The sequence below is a fragment of the Pseudorhodoferax sp. LjRoot39 genome, from assembly GCF_964253035.1.
GTDB lineage: Bacteria > Pseudomonadota > Gammaproteobacteria > Burkholderiales > Burkholderiaceae_C > Pseudorhodoferax.
Genome location: NZ_CAXUQL020000001.1, coordinates 5,262,131 through 5,279,004, shown reverse-complemented (window position 1 = coordinate 5,279,004; position 16,874 = coordinate 5,262,131). Strand labels below are relative to the sequence as shown.

Here is a 16,874-nt window from a genome sequence, read left to right as displayed (position 1 = left end):
GGTCATAGTCTGCCGCCGTGTCGCCGTACCCATGGATGGCCGGTGCCGCCTTCCATGGACCCCGCGCACGACCTTTCGCTGATCGCCGCTCCGCAGCGCGCGCCGCCCCCGGTGGCGCCGCGCCGCGTCCATCCCACCGTCCGGCTGGACTACGGCCTGCGCGTGGTGGGGCACGCGTTCTTCGGCGCGGTGGCGGTCTCGGTACTGCACGTGCGCGACGTGCCGTTCGGCCTCTGGGTGCTGATGTGCGGCACCGCGGTGCTGTGGCCGCACCTGGCCTTCCTGGCCGCCAGCCGCGTGCGCAACAGCAAGCGCGCCGAGCAGTGCAACCTGCTGATCGACAGCGTGCTGATGGGGGCGTTCTCCTTGCTGACAGGGTTGGACCTGTGGATCTGCATCGTCTCGTTCACCGCCATCAACGCGGCCAACCTCAGCATCGGCGGGGTGCGGCTGGGCCTGCTCGGCGTCGCGGCCTTCCTGGGAGGCATGGGGACGGCGGGGCTGTTGTTCGGTTTCGAGGTCTGGCCGGTGCCGGTGCTGGCCCAGGCCATGACGGCGCTGGCCGTCGTCACCTACACGGCCGCCTTCGGCTTGGTGTCGCATTTCCAGACGCGCCAGGCGATTGCCGCGAGGCGCGAACTGCGCGCGCGCAACCGCGTCATCGAACAGCAGAAGGCGGATCTGGAGCAGGCCCGCGCCGCTGCCGACGAGGCCCGCGTGGTGGCCGAGGGCGCGCGTGAGCAGGCCGAGGCTGCCAACCGCACCAAGAGCAGCTTCCTGGCCAACATGAGCCACGAGCTGCGCACGCCGCTCAACGCGGTGATCGGCTACACCGAGATGCTGGAGGAAGACTTCGCCGGGCGCAGCGACCTGGTGCAGGCGCGCGGCGACCTGGACCGCATCAAGGGCGCGGCCCGGCATCTGCTGCAGATGATCAACGAGGTGCTGGACCTGTCCAAGATCGAGGCCGACCGCATCGAGCTCAGCGTCGAGCGCTTCGAGATCGCCGGCCTGCTGGACCAGGTGGCCTCGACCACGCAGCCGCTGCTGGCCGCCAACGGCAACCGCCTGGAGCTCCCACCCGGGCCGGGCCTGGGCACCTTGCAGTCGGACCTCATGCGGCTGCGGCAGGTGCTGTTCAACCTGGTGTCCAACGCGGCCAAGTTCACGCACGGGGGCCGCATCCGCATCGAGGTCACGCGCGGGCACGACGCGGGCGGGCGGCCGACCGTGGTCTTCGAGGTGCGCGACACCGGCATCGGCATGACGCCCTCGCAGCTGGGCCGGCTGTTCCAGCCCTTCGTGCAGGCCGACGCCGAGACCACGCGCCACTACGGCGGCACCGGCCTGGGGCTGGCGATCAGCCGGCGCCTGTGCCGCCTGCTCGGCGGCGACGTCACGGCCACCAGCCAGGCCGGCGAAGGCAGCCAGTTCCGCGCGTCGGTACTGGCGCACCTGCCCATCGCCGAACGCACCCCGGAAAACTGACATGGTGCGCATCCTGCTGGTCGAAGACAACGAACTCAACCGCGACATGCTGTCGCGCCGGCTGGCGCGGCGCGGCTACGAGGTGGTCATGGCGGTCGACGGCCTGGAGGCCCTGGGCATGGCGGCCAGCGCCCGGCCGGCGCTGGTGCTCATGGACATGAGCCTGCCCCTCATGGACGGCTGGGAGACCACGCGCCGCCTGAAGGCCGACCCGCAGTTGCGCGCGATCCCGGTCATCGCACTCACCGCGCACGCCATGGAGGGCGACCGCGAGCGCGCGCTGGCGGCGGGCTGCGACGACTTCGACACCAAGCCCATCGAGTTCGAGCGCCTGCTGCGCAAGATCGAAGGCCTGCTGTGACCGCACTGCCGCCGCTGCCTGCAGCCACCCGCGCCAGCGCAGTGCCTGCGGCCGCGCCGGCAACGGCCGAGGGCCGTGCACCCGCGCGCCGCCTGCACGGCTCCGTGCACGTGAACTACCCCGTGCGCATCGGCGCCCACCTGGCCGGCGCGCTGCTGCTGGGGTCGGTCTTCATGATGCGCCCGCCGGCGCAGATGTGGTGGGTGGCACTGGTCATGCTGGCCTGGCCGCACCTGGCCTACTGGCTGAGCCGGCGCGCCCGGGACAGCAAGCGCAGCGAGTTGCGCGCCCTGCTGGTGGATTCGTTCCTGATGGGCATGTATGGCGGCCTTTCGGGCTTCAACCCCTGGATCATCGTGGCACTGGGCGGTGCCATGCACGCGTCCAACCTGGGATCGGGCGGCTGGCGCCATGCCGTTCGCGGCCTGGCGCTGATGGCCGTCGGCGTGGTCGCAGGCGGTGCGCTCAACGGCTTCGAGGTGCGCCCCGACACCTCCTTGCTGACCGTGGCGCTGTCGGCTGCGGGCGCGGCGCTGTACCTCACGCTGTTCGGCCACGCCGTCCACGCGGAATCCCTGCGCACCGCGCGCATCCGCTCGGCCCTGCAGCAGCGCAACCAGGAGATCGAGGCCCAGGCCTTCAACCTGGAGCAGGCGCGTGCGCAGGCCGAGGCGGCCAACAAGGCCAAGAGCGCCTTCCTCGCCAACATGAGCCACGAGCTGCGCACGCCGCTCAATGCCGTGATCGGCTACACCGAGCTGCTCGAGGAGGATCTGGCCGACACGGTGCCGCCCGGCGCGCTGGCCGACCTGGGCCGTATCAAGGGTTCGGCCAAGGACCTGCTGGCCATGATCAACGCCGTGCTCGACCTGACCCGGCTGGACGCCGGCACCGTGCAGCTGGACGCCGAGGACTGCGACCTGCGCGGGCTGCTGGCCTCGGTGCAGACCGCCACGCAGCCACTGATGCAGGCCAACGGCAACCGCATGCAGGTGGAGCTCGCACCCGGGCTGGCGGTGCTGCACGTGGATGCGCTGCGGCTGCGCCAGGTGCTGGTGGCGCTGGTGTCCAACGCCGCCAAGTTCACCTATGCCGGCGACGTGTGGCTGCGCGCCAGCACGCACACGGCGCCCACGGGCATGCGGCAGGTGCGCTTCGCGGTCGAGGACACCGGCATCGGCCTGCATGCCGACGAGATCGCGCGCCTGTTCCAGCCCTTCCTGCAGGCCGACGCGGGCACCACGCGGGCCTTCGGCGGCAGCGGCCTGGGGCTGGCCATCAGCCGCCGCATGTGCCGGCTCATGGGTGGCGACATCGAGGTGACCAGCACGCTGGGTGAGGGCGCCTGCTTCACGGTCTGGCTGCCACTGCAGGAGCGCGCCACATGACAGGGCCGCGCGGCGTGGACCTGGGCTGCTCCGGCCGCGTCGCCTGCCGTGCCGAGATGGAGAACCTGCCGCAGCTGCTGGCCTTGGTCGCCCGCGTCGGCCAGCGCCTGCGGCTGGACCCGCAGGCGCTGCACGACCTGCAACTGGTCACCGAGGAGGCCTGCGTCAATGTCATGCGGCATGCCTATCCGACCGCACGGCCGGGGCCGCTGGTGCTGGCCGTGCAGGCCGTGCAGGACGGCGCCGGGCGCCGCGTCGTGCTGACGCTGAGCGACCAGGGCCGTCCCTTCGATCCGCTGTCGCTGGCGCCGGCCGACACCCGTGCCGCAGCCGAGGCGCGGGCGCCCGGTGGCCTGGGCGTGCACCTGCTCCGCCAGCTGTCGGACCGCCAGCATTACCGGCGCGACCCGCGGCACGGCAATGTCCTGACCATCGAGAAGCGGCTCCCGCCGACCCCATCCGATTGACTTCGAGGAGAACCCACGTGCAAATCGCCACCATCCCACACGACACAGTGCTCGTCCTGGCCATTGCCGGCAGCGTCGACAGCCTCAGTGCCGACGCACTCACGCAGCGCTTTGCCGAGGCCATCGACCAGGGCGCCGTCCGCCTGGTCGCCGACTTCGCGCAGGTCGGCTACACCAGCAGCGCCGGCCTGCGCGCCTTGCTCGGCACCGTCAAGCGCTGCCGCCTGGCCGGCGGCGATTTGCGCTTGGCGGCGCTGCAGCCGCCCGTGGCGCGGGTGCTGGAGATCGCCGGCTTCACGAGCATCCTCAACATCTTCGCCGACGTCCCGGCGGCGGTCGCGAGCTTCGGAGCCCGCGCATGAACGCGGCGCCCATTCCGCAGCGCACGGTGACGCTGGTGATCGGCTCGGGCAGCGTCAAGTGCGCGGCGTCTATCGGCGTGGTCAAGGCGCTGTCCGAGGCCGGCATCGGCATCGACCGGGTGGTTGGCTGCAGCGGCGGCGCACTGTTCGCTGCCGGCGTGGCCTTCGGCTTCGACGCCGCCCGCATGACCGACATCACGCTGCGCACCTGGACGCGCCAGGTCACCGCCAAGCGCAACCACATGGGCATGCTGCGCCTGCTGGCGCCCAAGCTGTTCGGTTTTCGGGCCGACAGCTTCGGGCTGCGCGACGATGCGCCGATGCTGGCCGCGTTCCGCGCTGTCTTCGGCGACCGGCGCATCGAGGACGCGCCGATCCCGCTGCACATCACGGCCACCGATTTCGCCAACGGCGAGCTGGTCGAACTCACGCGCGGCGACCTGGTCGCCGCGCTGCGCGCCAGCGCCTCGCTGCCGCTGGCCTTCAAGCCCGTGGCGCTGGACGGCAAGCTGCTGGTCGACGGCTACCTGGCCGACCCCATGCCGGTCAGCGTGGCGATGAAGAACGGCAGCCGCGTGATCGTCGCGCTGGGGTTCGAGACGCCGTACCAGGAGAACATCCGCAGCGCCAGCCGCTTCGCGTCGCAGCTCAGCGCGATCCTGGCCAACAACCTGCAGAAGTCGCGCGTGGCCTTCCACAGCGCCACGCACCACTCGGAAATGATCCTGATCGTGCCGCAGTTCAAGGAGCGCGTGCGCCTGTTCGACACCCACAAGGTGCCCTACATCATCCAGGAGGGCGAGGAGGCCGCCCGCCAGCAACTGCCCTACCTGCAGGCGCTGTTCGATGCCGACCGCCAGCACCTTGCCGCCGCCTGAGGGCGGGGCGGGCGGCACGGGGCCGGAGCGGCCCATGCGCATCCTGGTGGTCGACGATCTCGAACTCAACCGCGACCTGCTGGTGCGCCGCATCGCGCGGCTGGGCCACGCCACCGGCACCGCCAGCAACGGCCGCGAAGCGCTGGAGCAGCTGCGTGCCCAGGACTGGGACCTGGTGCTGCTGGACATCACCATGCCCGAGATGGACGGCTACGCGGCGCTGCAGCAGATCCGCGCCGACCCGCGGCTGGCGCAGCTGCCGGTAGTGATGGTCTCGGCCATCGACGAGACCGACAGCGTGGTGCGCTGCCTGGAGCTGGGGGCCGACGACTATGTTTCCAAGCCCTTCAACCCGGTGGTGCTGCAGGCGCGCATCGAATCCTCGCTGGCCAAGAAGCGGCTGCAGGACCACAGGAGCCAGCTGCTCGCGGCGCTCTCGCGCGAGCTGCGGATCGGCCAGCGCATCCAGCTCGGCTTTCTCCCCGCGCAACTGCCGCAGTTGGCCGGGTGGTCGCTCGGCGCCAGCTGCGTGCCGGCGCGCCAGGTGGGGGGCGATTTCTACGACGCCTACCAGTTGCCCACGGGCGCGCTTGCCATGGTGGTGGCCGATGTCTGCGACAAGGGCGTGGGCGCGGCGCTGTACATGGCCTTGTTCCGCACGCTGCTGCGCGCCGTGGCCAGCCATGTCGTGCCCTCGGAGACGCTGCAGGCCACGCTGGTGCGCAGCGTGGCCTTCACCAACGACTACATCGCCAGCGTGCACGGCCACGAGAACATGTTTGCCACGCTGTTCTTCGCGCTGCTGGAGCCGGGCAGCGGGCAGCTGCACTACCTCAACGCGGGCCATGAGGCACCATTCCTGCTGCAGCTGGCGGACGGCGAGATGGTCAGGCTCGGCACCACCGGGCCGGCCGTGGGGCTGATGGCGGGCATGCGCTGCGCGGTGCGCTCGCTGTCGCTGCAGGCCGGTGCCCGGCTGTTCCTCTACACCGATGGCGCGACCGAGGCGCGCGGCGCCACGGGGCCGTTCGGCGAGGAGGCGCTGGCCCGCGCGCTGGTCCGGCCGGCCGCATCGGCGCAGGCGCTGGTGGACGGCGTGCGCGCGCAGCTGGCCGCGCATGTGGGCGGCTTCGAGCCGCACGACGATGTGACGCTGTTCGGGCTGGTGCGTGGGCTTCAAGGCGCCAGTGCCGCGGCGAGCAGGGCGTCGTAGCGGCGCAGGTGGTCTGCGGGCGAGCCGGCAAAGGCCTGCAGCAGCGGCAACACCCCCCATCCGTCCGTGGGCCAGCCGACCGCGTCCAGGTGGTCTGCCGGCCAGGTGGCGTGCAGCGGCCGATGCTTGTAGCGGGCCGATTCCAGGGTCACGACGCCATCGTTGCCGACGCGGGGCAAGCCGGCGATTTCCTGCGACAGCTCGAACAACACGGACGGCCGAACCGCCTGGGTGCAGTCGCAGCCGACCTCCAGGTAGCGGATGCCCTCCACGTCGTCGTCCTGCGGGGTGCGGTCTGTGCGCAGGTCATCGACCGCGCCGGTGTGGTGCTGTAGCAGGTTGAGCAACATGGGCGGAATGAAGGGGCGCAACGGGTGTGATTTTTCAAGCACGGCATCCGCCAGCGGGCTTCCCTTGTGCGGTGTGGCCACGCAGGCAATCGTGCGGATGCGCTTGGCGAGCGTGTCCTTGTGGCGCGCTACGGCGCGCCGGATGTCCAGGCCGCCCATGCTGTGGCCGATCACCACGATGCCGGTCTGATCAGGCCAGTGCGCGTCGATGGCAGCGGCCAGTGCCGCGGCCCGATCCTCCAGGGGGCCGAGTGGCGGCACCGTGGGCACCAGCACCTCGTGCTCCGGGTTCTTCTCGTAGTGCGCCGCCACGCCGTTGAAATAGGGGCTGCGGATCCGGACGCCGAATCGGTCCTGGTCGCCATAACCGAGGATGCCGTGCGCGAGAACGATGCGGGCCATGGTGTGCGTCTCCAATTGCGGGGCTGCAGAGCTTAGTGCACCACACCCATCAACGGCACCAGCTGCGGCATGCGCGAGATCATCGCCAGCAGCGCGCGCACGCTGGGGCTGCCGGTCTTGGTGCGGATCGCCGCGATCTGCGTGAGCACGGTGGTGCGGGCGACGCCGTGCACCAGCGCGATGTCGTTGGCCGCGAGCCCCTTGCACAGCGCACCCAGCACCTGGGTCTCGGCCAGCGTGAGCTGGTGGCGCAGCGCGAACTGCTGCAGTTCCACGGGCCCGCAGATCTCCTCGCGGCCGAACAGCGCGAACGCCAGCTGCCGGTCCGGCAGCGACACGGGCAGCAGCGCCACCGACACGCTGCCCTTGGGCAGCCGCAGCTCCACCAGCTCGCGGCGGCCCTGGCCGCACACCTTGGCGAGCGCGGCATGCCGGTCGCTGGGCCAGCGCAGGCGTTGCGGATCCGCGTCCGCGTCTCCCGCCAGACGCTTGAAGAGGGCGCGTGCACTGGTGTTGGCGAACCACGCCTGGCCTTCGGCGTCAAGCAGTGCCATGCCGTGGGCGCACCGGTCCAGCCCCGCCAGCAGCGCAGCCAGCACGGCATCGCCGCCCCATGGTGCCTCGGCGTTGGCGTTGACGGTTTCCCGCTCGGGGCCTGTTGTCGCTGTCTGCATTTGGGGGTCCTCCTGTGGTCAAACCGATGGGGAAAGTCTAGGCAGCGGGTCCAGCGCCCACCAGTAAACCGTCGCCTGCGCGGCATCGCCTTCGGTCGTTGTCCAACGGCTAGTGCTTTGGTTTAGTGGCATGCCGTGCCGGTACCCGCCCGCGTGGGCTAAGCTGGCGGCAGCGTGCGCCCCGGTGGCTGCCCAGGCTGCCGGCGGCCATGCCAGCCTGGAGGGAGGTGTGCTGTGCATGTTGTGCTGGTCGATGACCATCCGCTGATCTGGAACGGTACGCGGCGCCTGCAGGAGGACATGCACCGCGAAGCCGGCGGGGTCGGCGGGGGCCTTGCAGTTCCAGTCCGTGCTCGACGTGGAGGCCGCCAGCGCGAGGTGCTGGCGCTGGCCTTGCAGGGGCTGCCGAACAAGAGCATCGCGCGCCGCCCGGACATCGCGGAGGGCACGGTCAAGGTGCATCTGCCGATGGTGTACCGGGCGCTCGGCGTGACGAGCCGCGTCTCGGCCCTGTGCCGCGTGCTGCAGGCCGGCGCCGCGCAGGCGCTGGGCTGACCTCGCACGCACGGCGCCGGCCCAGCGAGATTTCCCCATGCACCCCGACGTCCATGCGACGGCAGCCGGTTTCGCCGACGAGCTCGACGAGCTCGACGAGCTGCGGCTGCAGACCTTCACCGAGTTCTCCTCCAAGCTGCGTTGGCAGATCCTCGCCGCAGTGGCCATGATCGCCGCCATGGCCATCGTCGGCGGGCTGTCATGGCCTTGGCCGGTGGCCTGGGCGGTCGCCGTCACGGTGGCGCGGGAACTGCGCCTGGCGCTGTTCCGTCGCCTGGTGGCCCAGGTGGAGCGGCCCGTGCGCGCGCGGCTGCGCCAGGCCGCCTGGAGCACGCTGGCGCTGGGCTGCCTGCACGGCGCCAGCGCCGTGTTCATGTTCTGGATGGACACGGCCGGCAGCGCGGTGCTCACGATGATCTCGATGTCGCTGGCCGCCGGCAGCGCCTCCACCTCCTACACCGCGCGGCCGGTCAGCATCGGCTTGCAGGGCGGCGTGATCGTGCCTTCGGCGCTGGTGTGGGCCTGCCATCCGCACTGGTGGTCCTGGGCCATCGCCGCGTTGCTGCTGATGCTGCTGGGCGTGCAGTTCCGCTTTTCCGAACAGAACCGCCGCGTCTTCGAGGAAGCATTTCGCATCCGCACGGAAAACGCCGCTTTGCTCGAGCAGTTGTCGCAGGAACGCGAGCGGCTCGCCGAGGCGCGCGATGCCGCGGTGCGTGCGGACCTGTCCAAGAGCCGCTTCCTCGCCGCGGCCAGCCACGATCTGCGCCAGCCCATGCAGAGCCTGGCCCTGAACAGCGGCACCCTGACGCGCATGCACCTGGATGGCGAGAGCCGCGCCATCGCCCAGGAAATCAGCGAAGGTATCGAGGTCCTGCGCCAGATGCTCGACGGTCTGCTCGACATCTCGCAGCTCGATGTCGGCGCGGTGCACCCGCGCCTGCAGCAGATCCCGCTCAAGCGTTTCCTGGACAGTGTCTGCGAGCGCTTCCGGCCTGCAGCGCATGCCAAGTCGCTGGCACTGCGCAGCGAATGTGCGGAGGGGCTGTTCGTGACCAGCGACGTGGAGATGCTGCGCCGCATCGTCTCCAACCTGCTCGACAACGCGCTGAAGTTCACCGACCACGGCAGCATCGGCGCGCAGGCCGGCCCACTGGACGGGAGCCGCATCCGGCTCACGGTGTGGGACACCGGGCGGGGGCTGGACGCGCGGGACCAGGGGCAGGTGTTCGAGGATTTCGCGCAGGTCGGCAACCCGCAGCGCGACCGGCGCGGTGGCCATGGCCTGGGCCTGGGCATCGTGCGCCGCCTGGTGCAGCTGCTGGGTATCACCTACGCGGTCGAATCGCGTGTCGGCGAAGGCACGCGCGTGCACCTGGACATTCCGGCCTGCGGCGCGTCCGCGCCGGTGGTCGGTCACGCCACGCACGCACAGCCGGCCTTGATCGCGCGGCGCGTGCTGGTGCTGGACGACGACGAGGCCGTGCGCCTGGCCTACCAGCATGCGCTGGCCAGCCTGGGCTGCGTGGTGCATGTCGCAGCCACGGTGGAGGCGGCCTGCGCGCTGGTGGCCGCCGAGCCGGCGGACGTGGCCCTGGTGGACTACCGCCTGGGCGCGGTGGATGGATTGCGGGCGATCGCGCTGCTGCGCCAGCACCGGCTGGACCTGCCCGCCGTGCTGGTGTCGGCCGACAGCTCGGTGGAACTGCGCGAGCAGGCAGAGCGGCTGGCCGTGCCCTGCCTGCGCAAGCCCGTCACCGACAGCAGCCTGGCCGCTGCGATCAACGAGGCGCTGCATGCGCGGGCGGCCAGTCGGTCGCCGCCCACCGACTGACGCCTTGCCTCAGGGCGCCGGCTTGTGGAACGGCACCAGCTGCGTGTTCACGGTCACGTTCTCGCTTGCACCGGCCTCGCTGCGCGTGGTGGCCTCCCTGGTCGCCATCACGGCGCCGCCGACGGTGGTCCAGTTGCGGATGGCCAGAGCCAGCGTCGGGTCGGCGAACGGGTCCAGCCAGGTCGGCAGGGCCGAGGTGAACCAGTTCTCGTGCTCCGTGTGCGTGGCCGGGTTCTCGCAACCTGTGGGGTTGCGCGGCGTCGAGCGCGTCACGCTGTAGCTGGAGCCGGCGAAGCCGGTGGGTGCGAAGGCCGGCGTCAGGTAGAAGTCCTCGACCTGGGCGCGCTGCGCCACACCGCCCTGGCGTGCCGTGAAGCCCGGCGAACCGCGCAGGGTGAGGCCCAGCGGCGTGGTGCTGTTCACCGAGGCACAGGTGTACTGGTAGGCGACGGAGTAGGCCGTCGAGTTCACGGGCGCCGCATCGGTCGAGACGGCCACGTAGGAACCGCCGCTTTCGAAGAAGGCGATGCCCAGGTTGAACGGCAGCGGCAGGCGCGTGCCGATGCTCTCGCGCACGGTGTGCGCATCCACGTCCGTGCCCTCGGTCATGACCATCTGCGAATCGATCTGCAGCTCGAAGTTCAGGCACTTGGCCGTGGCGGCCTCGGCGTCCTGCAGCCAGACCGGGGCTGCCGGCCAGGCCCAGCAGCTGGCGCTGGCGCTCCTGCAGCGGCCGCTCGGCCGTGAGGCTCTGCAGCCGGGCCTCGGCGTCGCCGACCAGCCGGTGGCGGGCAGGCTCCAGCGTGGCATTGGTGCTCTGGCGCGCCAGCAGCAGGGCGTAGCCGCTGAAGTGCAGCAGCTTGAGCCTGGCCTCGCGCGCGCTCGGGTCGAGTGCGGCCAGGGCCACGGTGTTGTCCGTGCCGCTCCAGCCGATCGGCAACTGGCGCTCGGGTGGCACGCTGGCGCCAGGCGGTGGCGTGATGGCCAAGGTCACGTAGTTCGTGAACTGCGCGCCGTCGGGCCCCGGCTGTACGCCGTAGCCGGCGTCAACGGCCAGACCGTCCACCGACAGGCTGCTCAGCGGCGTGAGGCTGATTGATGGCGCGCCGCTCGCTGCGCCGTCATCCCATCAACACGGGGTGCGCGTCTATCCGCCCGGTGGTGCGTCCGCGTGCCGCAGCGTGTACAGGCCCACGTCCACGCGCCCGCTGCGAAAGCCGGCCTCGCAGTAGCAGAGGTAGTACTCCCACAGCCGTTTGAAGCGCAGATCGAAGCCCTGGTCCGCGATGGCCGGCCAGGCCGCCAGGAAGCGCCGGCGCCATTCCACCAGTGTGGCGGCGTAGCTGTCGCCGAACAGCAGCTCTTCCTGCAGCACCAGGCCGGCGCGCGCCGCCTGTTCGCGCAGCGCGGTGGGCGAGGGCAGCATGCCGCCCGGGAAGATGCAGCGCTGGATGAAGTCGGCGCCGCGCCGGTAGCCCTCGAAATGCGCGTCGGCGATCGTGATGGCCTGCAGCACCGCATGGCCGCCCGGCGCCAGGCGCTCGCGCAGCGTGGCGAAGTAGGTCGGCCACCAGGCCTCGCCCACGGCCTCGACCATCTCGATGGAGACGATGCGCGCGTACGTGCCTTGCACATCGCGGTAGTCCTGCAGGCGCAGGTCCAGCTGCCGGGCGCAGCCCTCGGCCAGCGCGCGCCGGCGCGCGAAGGCGAGCTGCTCGGTCGACAGCGTGAGTCCGGTCACCTGCGCGCCGCGGCGATGCGCCAGGGCCAGCGCCAGCGCGCCCCAGCCGCAGCCGATCTCCAGCACCTCGCCGCCCGGCGGCGCATCGACCAGGGCCACGATGCGGTCCAGCCGCTCGGCCTGGGCTTCCTCGAGCGTGGCCTCGGGCCGCCGGTACAGCGCACTGGAGTACAGCATGCTGGCGTCCAGCCACTGGGCGTAGAAGGCGTTGCCCAGGTCGTAGTGGAAGGCGATGTTGTCGCGGCTGCCGCGCTTGGTGTTGGCGCGACGCAGGTGGGCCAGCCGGGCCAACGCGCGCGACCAGGCCTTGCCCTGCAGCCGCTGGCCGGACTGCTGGTCGTTGGCAGCGCCGAACTGCAGCAGCGCCACCAGATCGGGCGTGGACCAGTCGCCGTCGCGGTAGGACAGCGCCAGGCCCAGGTCGCCCTGGGCCGCCAGGCGCAGCAGCGGGCGCCAGCGGTGCAGCACCAGCTGGGCGTGCGGGCCGGGCGCGCTGCCGCGCGCCAGCAGGCGCTCGCCATGCGGCAACACCACCGTGAGTTCGCCGCAGGGCAGTTCGGCCAGTTGGCGGCGCAGGGCCTGGCGCAGCAGGCGTTGCAGCCAGGTCGCGGGCGGGCTGGGCGTGGCGGCGTGGGGCTGCAGGTCGGTGGCAGGCTTCATGGGGTGCGGTCGGGCGAAGGGCGGTTGGCAAAGCTGACGGACTCGGCCGGGGCCGGCGGGCGTGGGTGCAGGCGCGCACCCTTTCGCCACAGCTGGAGCGCTTCCCAGTGGATGGCGGCAATGACCTTGAGCGTGAGCAAGGGGTGCGTGCAGAAGGCGCGCAGCAGCGCGCCGTCGGTGAGCGGGCGGCGCTGTGCGTCCAGCCGCGCCAGCAGCACGGCGCCCTGTGCATCGTGGGTCTGCACGCCGATGGACAACTGCTCGCCCGGCGGCCGCACGCGGAAGCGGTAGTGCATGTCCAGCGGCAGGAACGGCGAGACGTGCATGCGCTTGTCGCAGCGCTGGTCGATCCAGGCCCCGTCCTGCGCGGGATCGACCGGGACCGGGACCAGGTAGCTGTGCCGTTCGCCGAAGGTGTTGTTGACCTCGTAGAGGATGGCCTGCAGCGGCCCCGTCGGTGCATGGCAGAAGTACACCGCGAGGGGGTTGAAGGCATAGCCGAGGATGCGCGGCATCGCCAGCAGGCGGATCGTGCCGCCCGCGGGCAGGCCGGCTGCACGCAGCTGGCGTTCCACATGCGCGCGCGGGCCCTCGGGCTCGCCGGCGCCGTGGTCGCGCCGGTGCACGCTGAACAGGTTGAAGCGGTCCAGCGAGAACAGCCGCAGCCGCGCCGCCAGGGCCGGCAGTTCGTCCAGGTCCAGCAGCAGCGAGAACATGCGGTAGCGCAGGCGGTGGCGCAGCGGGCGCAGCCGCTGGTGCGAGACCATGCCGGTGTAGAGCGCGCTGTTCATGCGGCCATCGCGTTGGGCAGGACGATGCGGCCCGATTCGTTGGCCACGGTCCACGGCCGACGCACGCCGCCCAGGGCTTCGGCCACGGCCAGGCCGGCCTGCAGTCCGTCCTCGTGGAAGCCAGCGCCGAAGTAGGCGCCGCAGAACCAGCTGCGCCGCTGGCCCTGCAGCGACCACAGCCGGGCCTGGGCGCGCAGCGCCTCCACGTCGAAAAGCGGGTGTTCGTAGACCTCGGTGCGCACCAGGTGCTCGGGCCGCGGGGCCTGCGGCGGGTTCAGCGTGACGAACAGCGGCCGGTCGTCGGCGATGCCCTGCAGCCGGTTCATCCAGTAGCTCACGCACAGCGCATCGGGCCGCGTGCGGTCGGCCAGGTAGTTCCAGGCCGACCAGACGGCGCGGCGCCGCGGCATGAGCGCCGGGTCGCTGTGCAGCACCGCGAGGTTGCGGCTGTAGCCGAAGGCGCCCAGCAGGTGGCGCTCCTCGCCGCTGGCGTCGGGCAGCAGGCGCAGGGCCTGGTCGGCGTGGCAGGCCAGCACCACCTGGTCGAAGCGCTCGGGATGCCAGCCCCGGTGGGTGCGCAGGCGCACGCCTTCGGCGCCGCGCTGCACCTCCAGCACGGCGCTGTCCAGGTGCAGGCGCTCGCCGAAACCCTGGGTGAGCGCGCGCACGTAGCTGCGGCTGCCGCCCTGCACGGTCCGCCAGCGCGGCCGGCCGCGCACGCGCAGCAGGCCGTGGTTCTCGCAAAAGCGCACGAAGGCGGCGGTCGGGTAGCGGCCGACCTGTGCGGCCGGGGTCGACCAGATCGCCGCGGCCATCGGGTACAGATGGTCCTCGCGCAGCGCACGGCCGTAGCCGTGCTGGTCCAGGTAAGCGTCCAGCGGCTGCAGGCCGGCTGCGGCGGCGTGGCCGGGGGCCTCGCGGTAAAAGCGCAGCAGCTCGTGCAGCATGCCCCAAAAGCGCGGACGCAGCAGGTTGCTGCGCTGGGCGAACAGGCCGTTGAGGTCGGTGCCCGCATATTCGAGCGCGCCGCCGTCCAGGCTCACGCCGAAGGACATGTCGGTCGCCTGCGTGGCCACGCCCAGGTGGGCGAACAGCGCGGTGAGGTTGGGATAGGCGGGCTCGTTGTAGACGATGAAGCCGGTGTCCACGGCCACGGTTCCGCCCGGGCCCGGCGCATCCACGGTGTGGCTGTGCCCGCCGGGGCGGCGGTCGGCCTCGAACACGTGGACTTCGTGCCGCTGGCCCAGAAGCCAGGCCGCCGACAGTCCGGCGATGCCACTGCCGACCACGGCCACGCGCAGGGGCTGGGCGCCGGCCCTGGCGGACGGTGCCTGGGACAAGGTGTGTGCTGGCTGCATGCGCAAGATCCTTGGAAGCCTTTGGGCCATGTTGTGCGGCTTCTACGCGGCCGCGGGCCGTTTGGATCTGCGCAGGATCCACAGTGATCCGATGCCGGGCCGGATGCGTAAGATCGACCATGCACCCGCAGCCGCTTCCTCCATCCGCACCGACGGAGTCCGTCGCGTCCGGGCTGCGTCCCAGCCATCTGTCCATCGTGCCCCCTCCCGGTTCCCGCAGCCCAGCGCCCAGCCCCGAAGAACTGGCCGCCTGGGTGCGCGCCGTGGCACAGGCGGGCGACCGCCACGCGTTCGGCCAGCTGTTCGCCCACTTCGCACCGCGCATCAAGAGCTACCTGCTGCGCGCCGGCACCGACGATGGTCTGGCCGAGGACCTGGCACAGGAGACCATGGTGCAGCTGTGGCGCAAGGCCGCGCAGTTCGACGCGGCCCAGGCCGGCGCCGCCACCTGGGTCTTCACCATCGCGCGCAACCTGCGCGTGGACCGCTTCCGCCGCCAGGGCGGTGCGGCTGCGCTGCAGCAGGATGACGTCGACCTCGACGCCCTGGCGCACGCCGCGCCCGAGCCCGCGGCCCAGCTGCACGCCCTGCGCATGGAACGCCAGGTACAGGCCGCGCTGCGCCAGTTGCCGGCCGAGCAGGCGCAAGTGCTGCAGCTGTCCTATTACGAAGACCAGCCGCACGCGCGCATCGCCGAGCAGCTGGGCATCCCGCTGGGCACGGTGAAGTCGCGCGTGCGGCTGGCCGTGAACCATTTGCGCCGCCTGCTGGCAGCGTTCGAAGACCCCACGCCATGAGTTCCGAAAGCATCCAACACCACCCCGGCGACGATCTGTTGCTGGCCCTGGCGGCAGGGCAGTTGCCGACCGCGCCCGCGCTGGTGCTGACCGCCCACGTGGACGGCTGCACGCAGTGCCAGGAGCAACTGCGCGTGCTCGAGGCCGCTGGCGGCGCGCTGCTGCAGGAGCTGGCGCCGGCCACGCTGCGCGAGGACGCGTTGGCGCGCACGCTGGCCGCCATCGACGCGCCGCGCCCCGCACCTGCGGCCGTGCCCGTGCGTGGCCTGCCGCCGCTGCCGGCAGGCGCCCACTGGCCGGGCGCACTGGCCGGCTGCCAGATCACGCGCTGGCGCTGGATGGCGCCCGGCATGCGCTATGCCCGGGTGCGCGTGCCGCGTGATCCTTCTGCCAATGTGGTGCTGCTGCGCATCGCCGCCGGCATGTACCTGGCCCAGCACACGCACAGCGACCGCGAGTTCACGCAGGTGCTGCACGGCAGCTTTCACGACGGCCGGGCGCAGTTCAGCGCGGGCGACTTCGATGCGGCCGACACCCAGGTGCACCACCAGCCGGTGGTGCAGGCCGGCAGCGAATGCATCTGCCTGGCCTCGATCGAGGGACGGCTGGAGTTCGACGGCTGGTTCGCGCGCTCGTTGGGCGCGCTGGTGGGGATGTAGCGGGCGCGGGCTGGCTACCATGCCGGCCATGCCCAGCGCCATCGTCGACATCCGGACCACCTACGCACCCGAGGTGGAAGTGCAGCTGCTGGAGACCGTTCACGCGGCCATCGTGCAGGCCTTCCAGGTGTCGCCGGTCCACCGCAACGTCACGCTGGTCGTGCATGCGCCGCACCGCTTCCTGGGGCGCACCGACTGCCCCGACCCCGAGCGCCTGACCAACATCAGCATCTTCGTGCTGCCGGGCCGCTCCCTGGCGGCCAAGCGCAGGCTGTACCGGCTGCTCGTCGACGGGCTGGCGCTGCTGGGCATCCCGGGCGCCTGTGTGCTGATCCGGCTGCACGAATTGCCTCCGGAAAACATCGGCGTGCGCGGCGGCCTGCCGGTCTGCGACGTCGAGCTGGGCTATCCGGTCGACGTTTAGTTCAGGTCTTGTCGAACAGCCCATGCAGCCACGGTGCAGCCGCCGCGCCGCCCGCCGCCGCGACCGCCGTGACGAAGCTGCCCCAGGCCAGATCGGCCAGCGTCACATGCCAGGGCCAGTCCTTGAGCACGGCCTGGTTGGTCAGGTCGAAGGTGCCGTAGGCCAGCAGGCCCAGCAGCGCGCCATGGCCCAAGGCCGTGAACAGTGGCCGGCGTGCTTCCAGCGCCGGCGCGATGGCGAAGAACACGATGCCGCCCACATAGAGCGCATAGAACAGCGCGGCTGGCCCGATGGCGAAGCGCTCGGCCATCAGGTGGCCGATGGCGGGCCGGTACAGGCGCTCGGCCATGCTGCCCAGCCAGACGGCGTCCAGTGCCAGGAAGGTGAGGGCGGCGGCGACGTAGGCGATGGCGATCTGGGGCAGCGGCATGGACAGACTCCGGCGGGACATGCCGGCGGTACGCGGCCACCG

20 protein-coding genes are annotated in these 16,874 nt (G+C 71.5%); 13 read left to right on the top strand and 7 right to left on the bottom strand.

Annotated elements, in window-relative coordinates:
• Positions 1-54 precede the first annotated feature (54 nt).
• Genes ACSQ4M_RS24575 through ACSQ4M_RS24545 form a run of 7 tightly spaced genes read left to right on the top strand, consistent with a single transcriptional unit; the run spans position 55 to position 6,157 of the window.
• Entirely contained in the window at positions 55-1,488 is a 1,434-nt protein-coding gene (locus tag ACSQ4M_RS24575; protein ID WP_436192021.1) for an ATP-binding protein, read from the top strand.
• Between the two features lies 1 nt (position 1,489).
• On the top strand, positions 1,490-1,849 hold the full coding sequence (locus ACSQ4M_RS24570; protein WP_436192020.1) for a response regulator: 360 nt from the start codon (positions 1,490-1,492) through the stop codon (positions 1,847-1,849).
• On the top strand, positions 1,846-3,237 hold the full coding sequence (locus ACSQ4M_RS24565) for an ATP-binding protein (protein WP_436192019.1): 1,392 nt from the start codon (positions 1,846-1,848) through the stop codon (positions 3,235-3,237). Before ACSQ4M_RS24570 ends, ACSQ4M_RS24565 begins: the two co-directional genes overlap by 4 nt.
• Positions 3,234-3,704 (top strand): ATP-binding protein, encoded by a 471-nt coding sequence (locus ACSQ4M_RS24560; protein WP_436192018.1) that lies wholly within the window; start codon positions 3,234-3,236, stop codon positions 3,702-3,704. The genes ACSQ4M_RS24565 and ACSQ4M_RS24560 overlap by 4 nt, the downstream gene beginning before the upstream one ends.
• A gap of 17 nt (positions 3,705-3,721) precedes the next feature.
• Entirely contained in the window at positions 3,722-4,066 is a 345-nt protein-coding gene (locus tag ACSQ4M_RS24555; RefSeq protein ID WP_436192017.1) for an STAS domain-containing protein, read from the top strand.
• Complete coding sequence (locus ACSQ4M_RS24550; RefSeq protein WP_436192016.1) at positions 4,063-4,944, top strand: patatin-like phospholipase family protein; 882 nt, start codon at positions 4,063-4,065, stop codon at positions 4,942-4,944. Before ACSQ4M_RS24555 ends, ACSQ4M_RS24550 begins: the two co-directional genes overlap by 4 nt.
• Positions 4,913-6,157, top strand: coding sequence for a PP2C family protein-serine/threonine phosphatase (locus ACSQ4M_RS24545; protein WP_436192015.1), 1,245 nt, complete (start codon positions 4,913-4,915; stop codon positions 6,155-6,157). The genes ACSQ4M_RS24550 and ACSQ4M_RS24545 overlap by 32 nt, the downstream gene beginning before the upstream one ends.
• Here the strand turns inward: ACSQ4M_RS24545 and ACSQ4M_RS24540 are convergent.
• Together ACSQ4M_RS24540 and ACSQ4M_RS24535 are read right to left on the bottom strand one after the other, a co-directional pair.
• A complete protein-coding gene (locus ACSQ4M_RS24540; protein WP_436192014.1) occupies positions 6,121-6,909 on the bottom strand; it encodes a lipase family alpha/beta hydrolase in 789 nt (262 codons plus the stop codon). The genes ACSQ4M_RS24545 and ACSQ4M_RS24540 overlap by 37 nt on opposite strands.
• Positions 6,910-6,941: 32 nt before the next feature.
• On the bottom strand, positions 6,942-7,583 hold the full coding sequence (locus ACSQ4M_RS24535) for a helix-turn-helix transcriptional regulator (RefSeq protein WP_436192013.1): 642 nt from the start codon (positions 7,581-7,583) through the stop codon (positions 6,942-6,944).
• A 234-nt stretch (positions 7,584-7,817) separates the two neighbouring features.
• Here ACSQ4M_RS24535 and ACSQ4M_RS24530 point away from each other — a divergent pair, with 234 nt between their 5' ends.
• Both ACSQ4M_RS24530 and ACSQ4M_RS24525 read left to right on the top strand, forming a co-directional pair.
• On the top strand, positions 7,818-8,138 hold the full coding sequence (locus ACSQ4M_RS24530; protein WP_436192012.1) for a LuxR C-terminal-related transcriptional regulator: 321 nt from the start codon (positions 7,818-7,820) through the stop codon (positions 8,136-8,138).
• 37 nt (positions 8,139-8,175) lie between these two features.
• A complete protein-coding gene (locus tag ACSQ4M_RS24525; protein ID WP_436192011.1) occupies positions 8,176-9,972 on the top strand; it encodes an ATP-binding protein in 1,797 nt (598 codons plus the stop codon).
• 9 nt (positions 9,973-9,981) lie between these two features.
• Here ACSQ4M_RS24525 and ACSQ4M_RS24520 read toward each other — a convergent pair whose 3' ends face one another.
• The gene (locus ACSQ4M_RS24520) at positions 9,982-10,782 is read right to left on the bottom strand and encodes a hypothetical protein (RefSeq protein WP_436192010.1); all 801 of its coding nucleotides are present in this window, start codon (positions 10,780-10,782) and stop codon (positions 9,982-9,984) included.
• A 50-nt stretch (positions 10,783-10,832) separates the two neighbouring features.
• Between ACSQ4M_RS24520 and ACSQ4M_RS24515 the strand changes: the two genes are divergently transcribed.
• Positions 10,833-10,970 (top strand): hypothetical protein, encoded by a 138-nt coding sequence (locus tag ACSQ4M_RS24515; protein WP_436192009.1) that lies wholly within the window; start codon positions 10,833-10,835, stop codon positions 10,968-10,970.
• A gap of 149 nt (positions 10,971-11,119) precedes the next feature.
• Here the strand turns inward: ACSQ4M_RS24515 and ACSQ4M_RS24510 are convergent, their stop codons facing one another.
• From ACSQ4M_RS24510 to ACSQ4M_RS24500, 3 genes are read right to left on the bottom strand one after another with little or no spacing between them, the layout of a single operon-like run.
• Positions 11,120-12,373, bottom strand: a complete 1,254-nt coding sequence (locus tag ACSQ4M_RS24510) for a class I SAM-dependent methyltransferase (protein ID WP_436192008.1) — start codon at positions 12,371-12,373, stop codon at positions 11,120-11,122.
• Positions 12,370-13,164, bottom strand: coding sequence for a DUF1365 domain-containing protein (locus ACSQ4M_RS24505; RefSeq protein ID WP_436192007.1), 795 nt, complete (start codon positions 13,162-13,164; stop codon positions 12,370-12,372). Before ACSQ4M_RS24505 ends, ACSQ4M_RS24510 begins: the two co-directional genes overlap by 4 nt.
• Entirely contained in the window at positions 13,161-14,522 is a 1,362-nt protein-coding gene (locus tag ACSQ4M_RS24500) for an NAD(P)/FAD-dependent oxidoreductase (RefSeq protein WP_436192006.1), read from the bottom strand. The genes ACSQ4M_RS24505 and ACSQ4M_RS24500 overlap by 4 nt, the downstream gene beginning before the upstream one ends.
• A gap of 119 nt (positions 14,523-14,641) precedes the next feature.
• On the opposite strand from ACSQ4M_RS24500, the gene ACSQ4M_RS24495 reads away from it, so the two are divergent.
• The 3 genes from ACSQ4M_RS24495 to ACSQ4M_RS24485 are packed head-to-tail and all read left to right on the top strand — an operon-like array spanning position 14,642 to position 16,402.
• Complete coding sequence (locus ACSQ4M_RS24495) at positions 14,642-15,319, top strand: sigma-70 family RNA polymerase sigma factor (protein WP_436192005.1); 678 nt, start codon at positions 14,642-14,644, stop codon at positions 15,317-15,319.
• The gene (locus ACSQ4M_RS24490) at positions 15,316-15,978 is read left to right on the top strand and encodes a ChrR family anti-sigma-E factor (RefSeq protein WP_436192004.1); all 663 of its coding nucleotides are present in this window, start codon (positions 15,316-15,318) and stop codon (positions 15,976-15,978) included. Before ACSQ4M_RS24495 ends, ACSQ4M_RS24490 begins: the two co-directional genes overlap by 4 nt.
• A gap of 19 nt (positions 15,979-15,997) precedes the next feature.
• Positions 15,998-16,402, top strand: a complete 405-nt coding sequence (locus tag ACSQ4M_RS24485; protein ID WP_436192003.1) for a tautomerase family protein — start codon at positions 15,998-16,000, stop codon at positions 16,400-16,402.
• A 1-nt stretch (position 16,403) separates the two neighbouring features.
• Here the strand turns inward: ACSQ4M_RS24485 and ACSQ4M_RS24480 are convergent, their stop codons facing one another.
• Positions 16,404-16,832 carry a DUF2177 family protein gene (locus ACSQ4M_RS24480; protein WP_436192002.1) on the bottom strand — a complete coding sequence of 143 codons (429 nt, stop codon included), beginning with the start codon at positions 16,830-16,832 and terminating at the stop codon, positions 16,404-16,406.
• Positions 16,833-16,874 lie beyond the last annotated feature (42 nt).

Coding starts and splice junctions, on each gene's coding strand:
- ACSQ4M_RS24575 (WP_436192021.1), top strand. CDS start 55: ATGGACCCCGCGCACGACCTTTCGCTGATCGCCGCTCCGCAGCGCGCG.
- ACSQ4M_RS24570 (WP_436192020.1), top strand. CDS start 1,490: ATGGTGCGCATCCTGCTGGTCGAAGACAACGAACTCAACCGCGACATG.
- ACSQ4M_RS24560 (WP_436192018.1), top strand. CDS start 3,234: ATGACAGGGCCGCGCGGCGTGGACCTGGGCTGCTCCGGCCGCGTCGCC.
- ACSQ4M_RS24550 (WP_436192016.1), top strand. CDS start 4,063: ATGAACGCGGCGCCCATTCCGCAGCGCACGGTGACGCTGGTGATCGGC.
- ACSQ4M_RS24545 (WP_436192015.1), top strand. CDS start 4,913: ATGCCGACCGCCAGCACCTTGCCGCCGCCTGAGGGCGGGGCGGGCGGC.
- ACSQ4M_RS24540 (WP_436192014.1), bottom strand. CDS start 6,909: ATGGCCCGCATCGTTCTCGCGCACGGCATCCTCGGTTATGGCGACCAG.
- ACSQ4M_RS24535 (WP_436192013.1), bottom strand. CDS start 7,583: ATGCAGACAGCGACAACAGGCCCCGAGCGGGAAACCGTCAACGCCAAC.
- ACSQ4M_RS24525 (WP_436192011.1), top strand. CDS start 8,176: ATGCACCCCGACGTCCATGCGACGGCAGCCGGTTTCGCCGACGAGCTC.
- ACSQ4M_RS24520 (WP_436192010.1), bottom strand. CDS start 10,782: ATGCCACGCTGGAGCCTGCCCGCCACCGGCTGGTCGGCGACGCCGAGG.
- ACSQ4M_RS24510 (WP_436192008.1), bottom strand. CDS start 12,373: ATGAAGCCTGCCACCGACCTGCAGCCCCACGCCGCCACGCCCAGCCCG.
- ACSQ4M_RS24505 (WP_436192007.1), bottom strand. CDS start 13,164: ATGAACAGCGCGCTCTACACCGGCATGGTCTCGCACCAGCGGCTGCGC.
- ACSQ4M_RS24500 (WP_436192006.1), bottom strand. CDS start 14,522: ATGCAGCCAGCACACACCTTGTCCCAGGCACCGTCCGCCAGGGCCGGC.
- ACSQ4M_RS24495 (WP_436192005.1), top strand. CDS start 14,642: ATGCACCCGCAGCCGCTTCCTCCATCCGCACCGACGGAGTCCGTCGCG.
- ACSQ4M_RS24490 (WP_436192004.1), top strand. CDS start 15,316: ATGAGTTCCGAAAGCATCCAACACCACCCCGGCGACGATCTGTTGCTG.
- ACSQ4M_RS24485 (WP_436192003.1), top strand. CDS start 15,998: ATGCCGGCCATGCCCAGCGCCATCGTCGACATCCGGACCACCTACGCA.
- ACSQ4M_RS24480 (WP_436192002.1), bottom strand. CDS start 16,832: ATGCCGCTGCCCCAGATCGCCATCGCCTACGTCGCCGCCGCCCTCACC.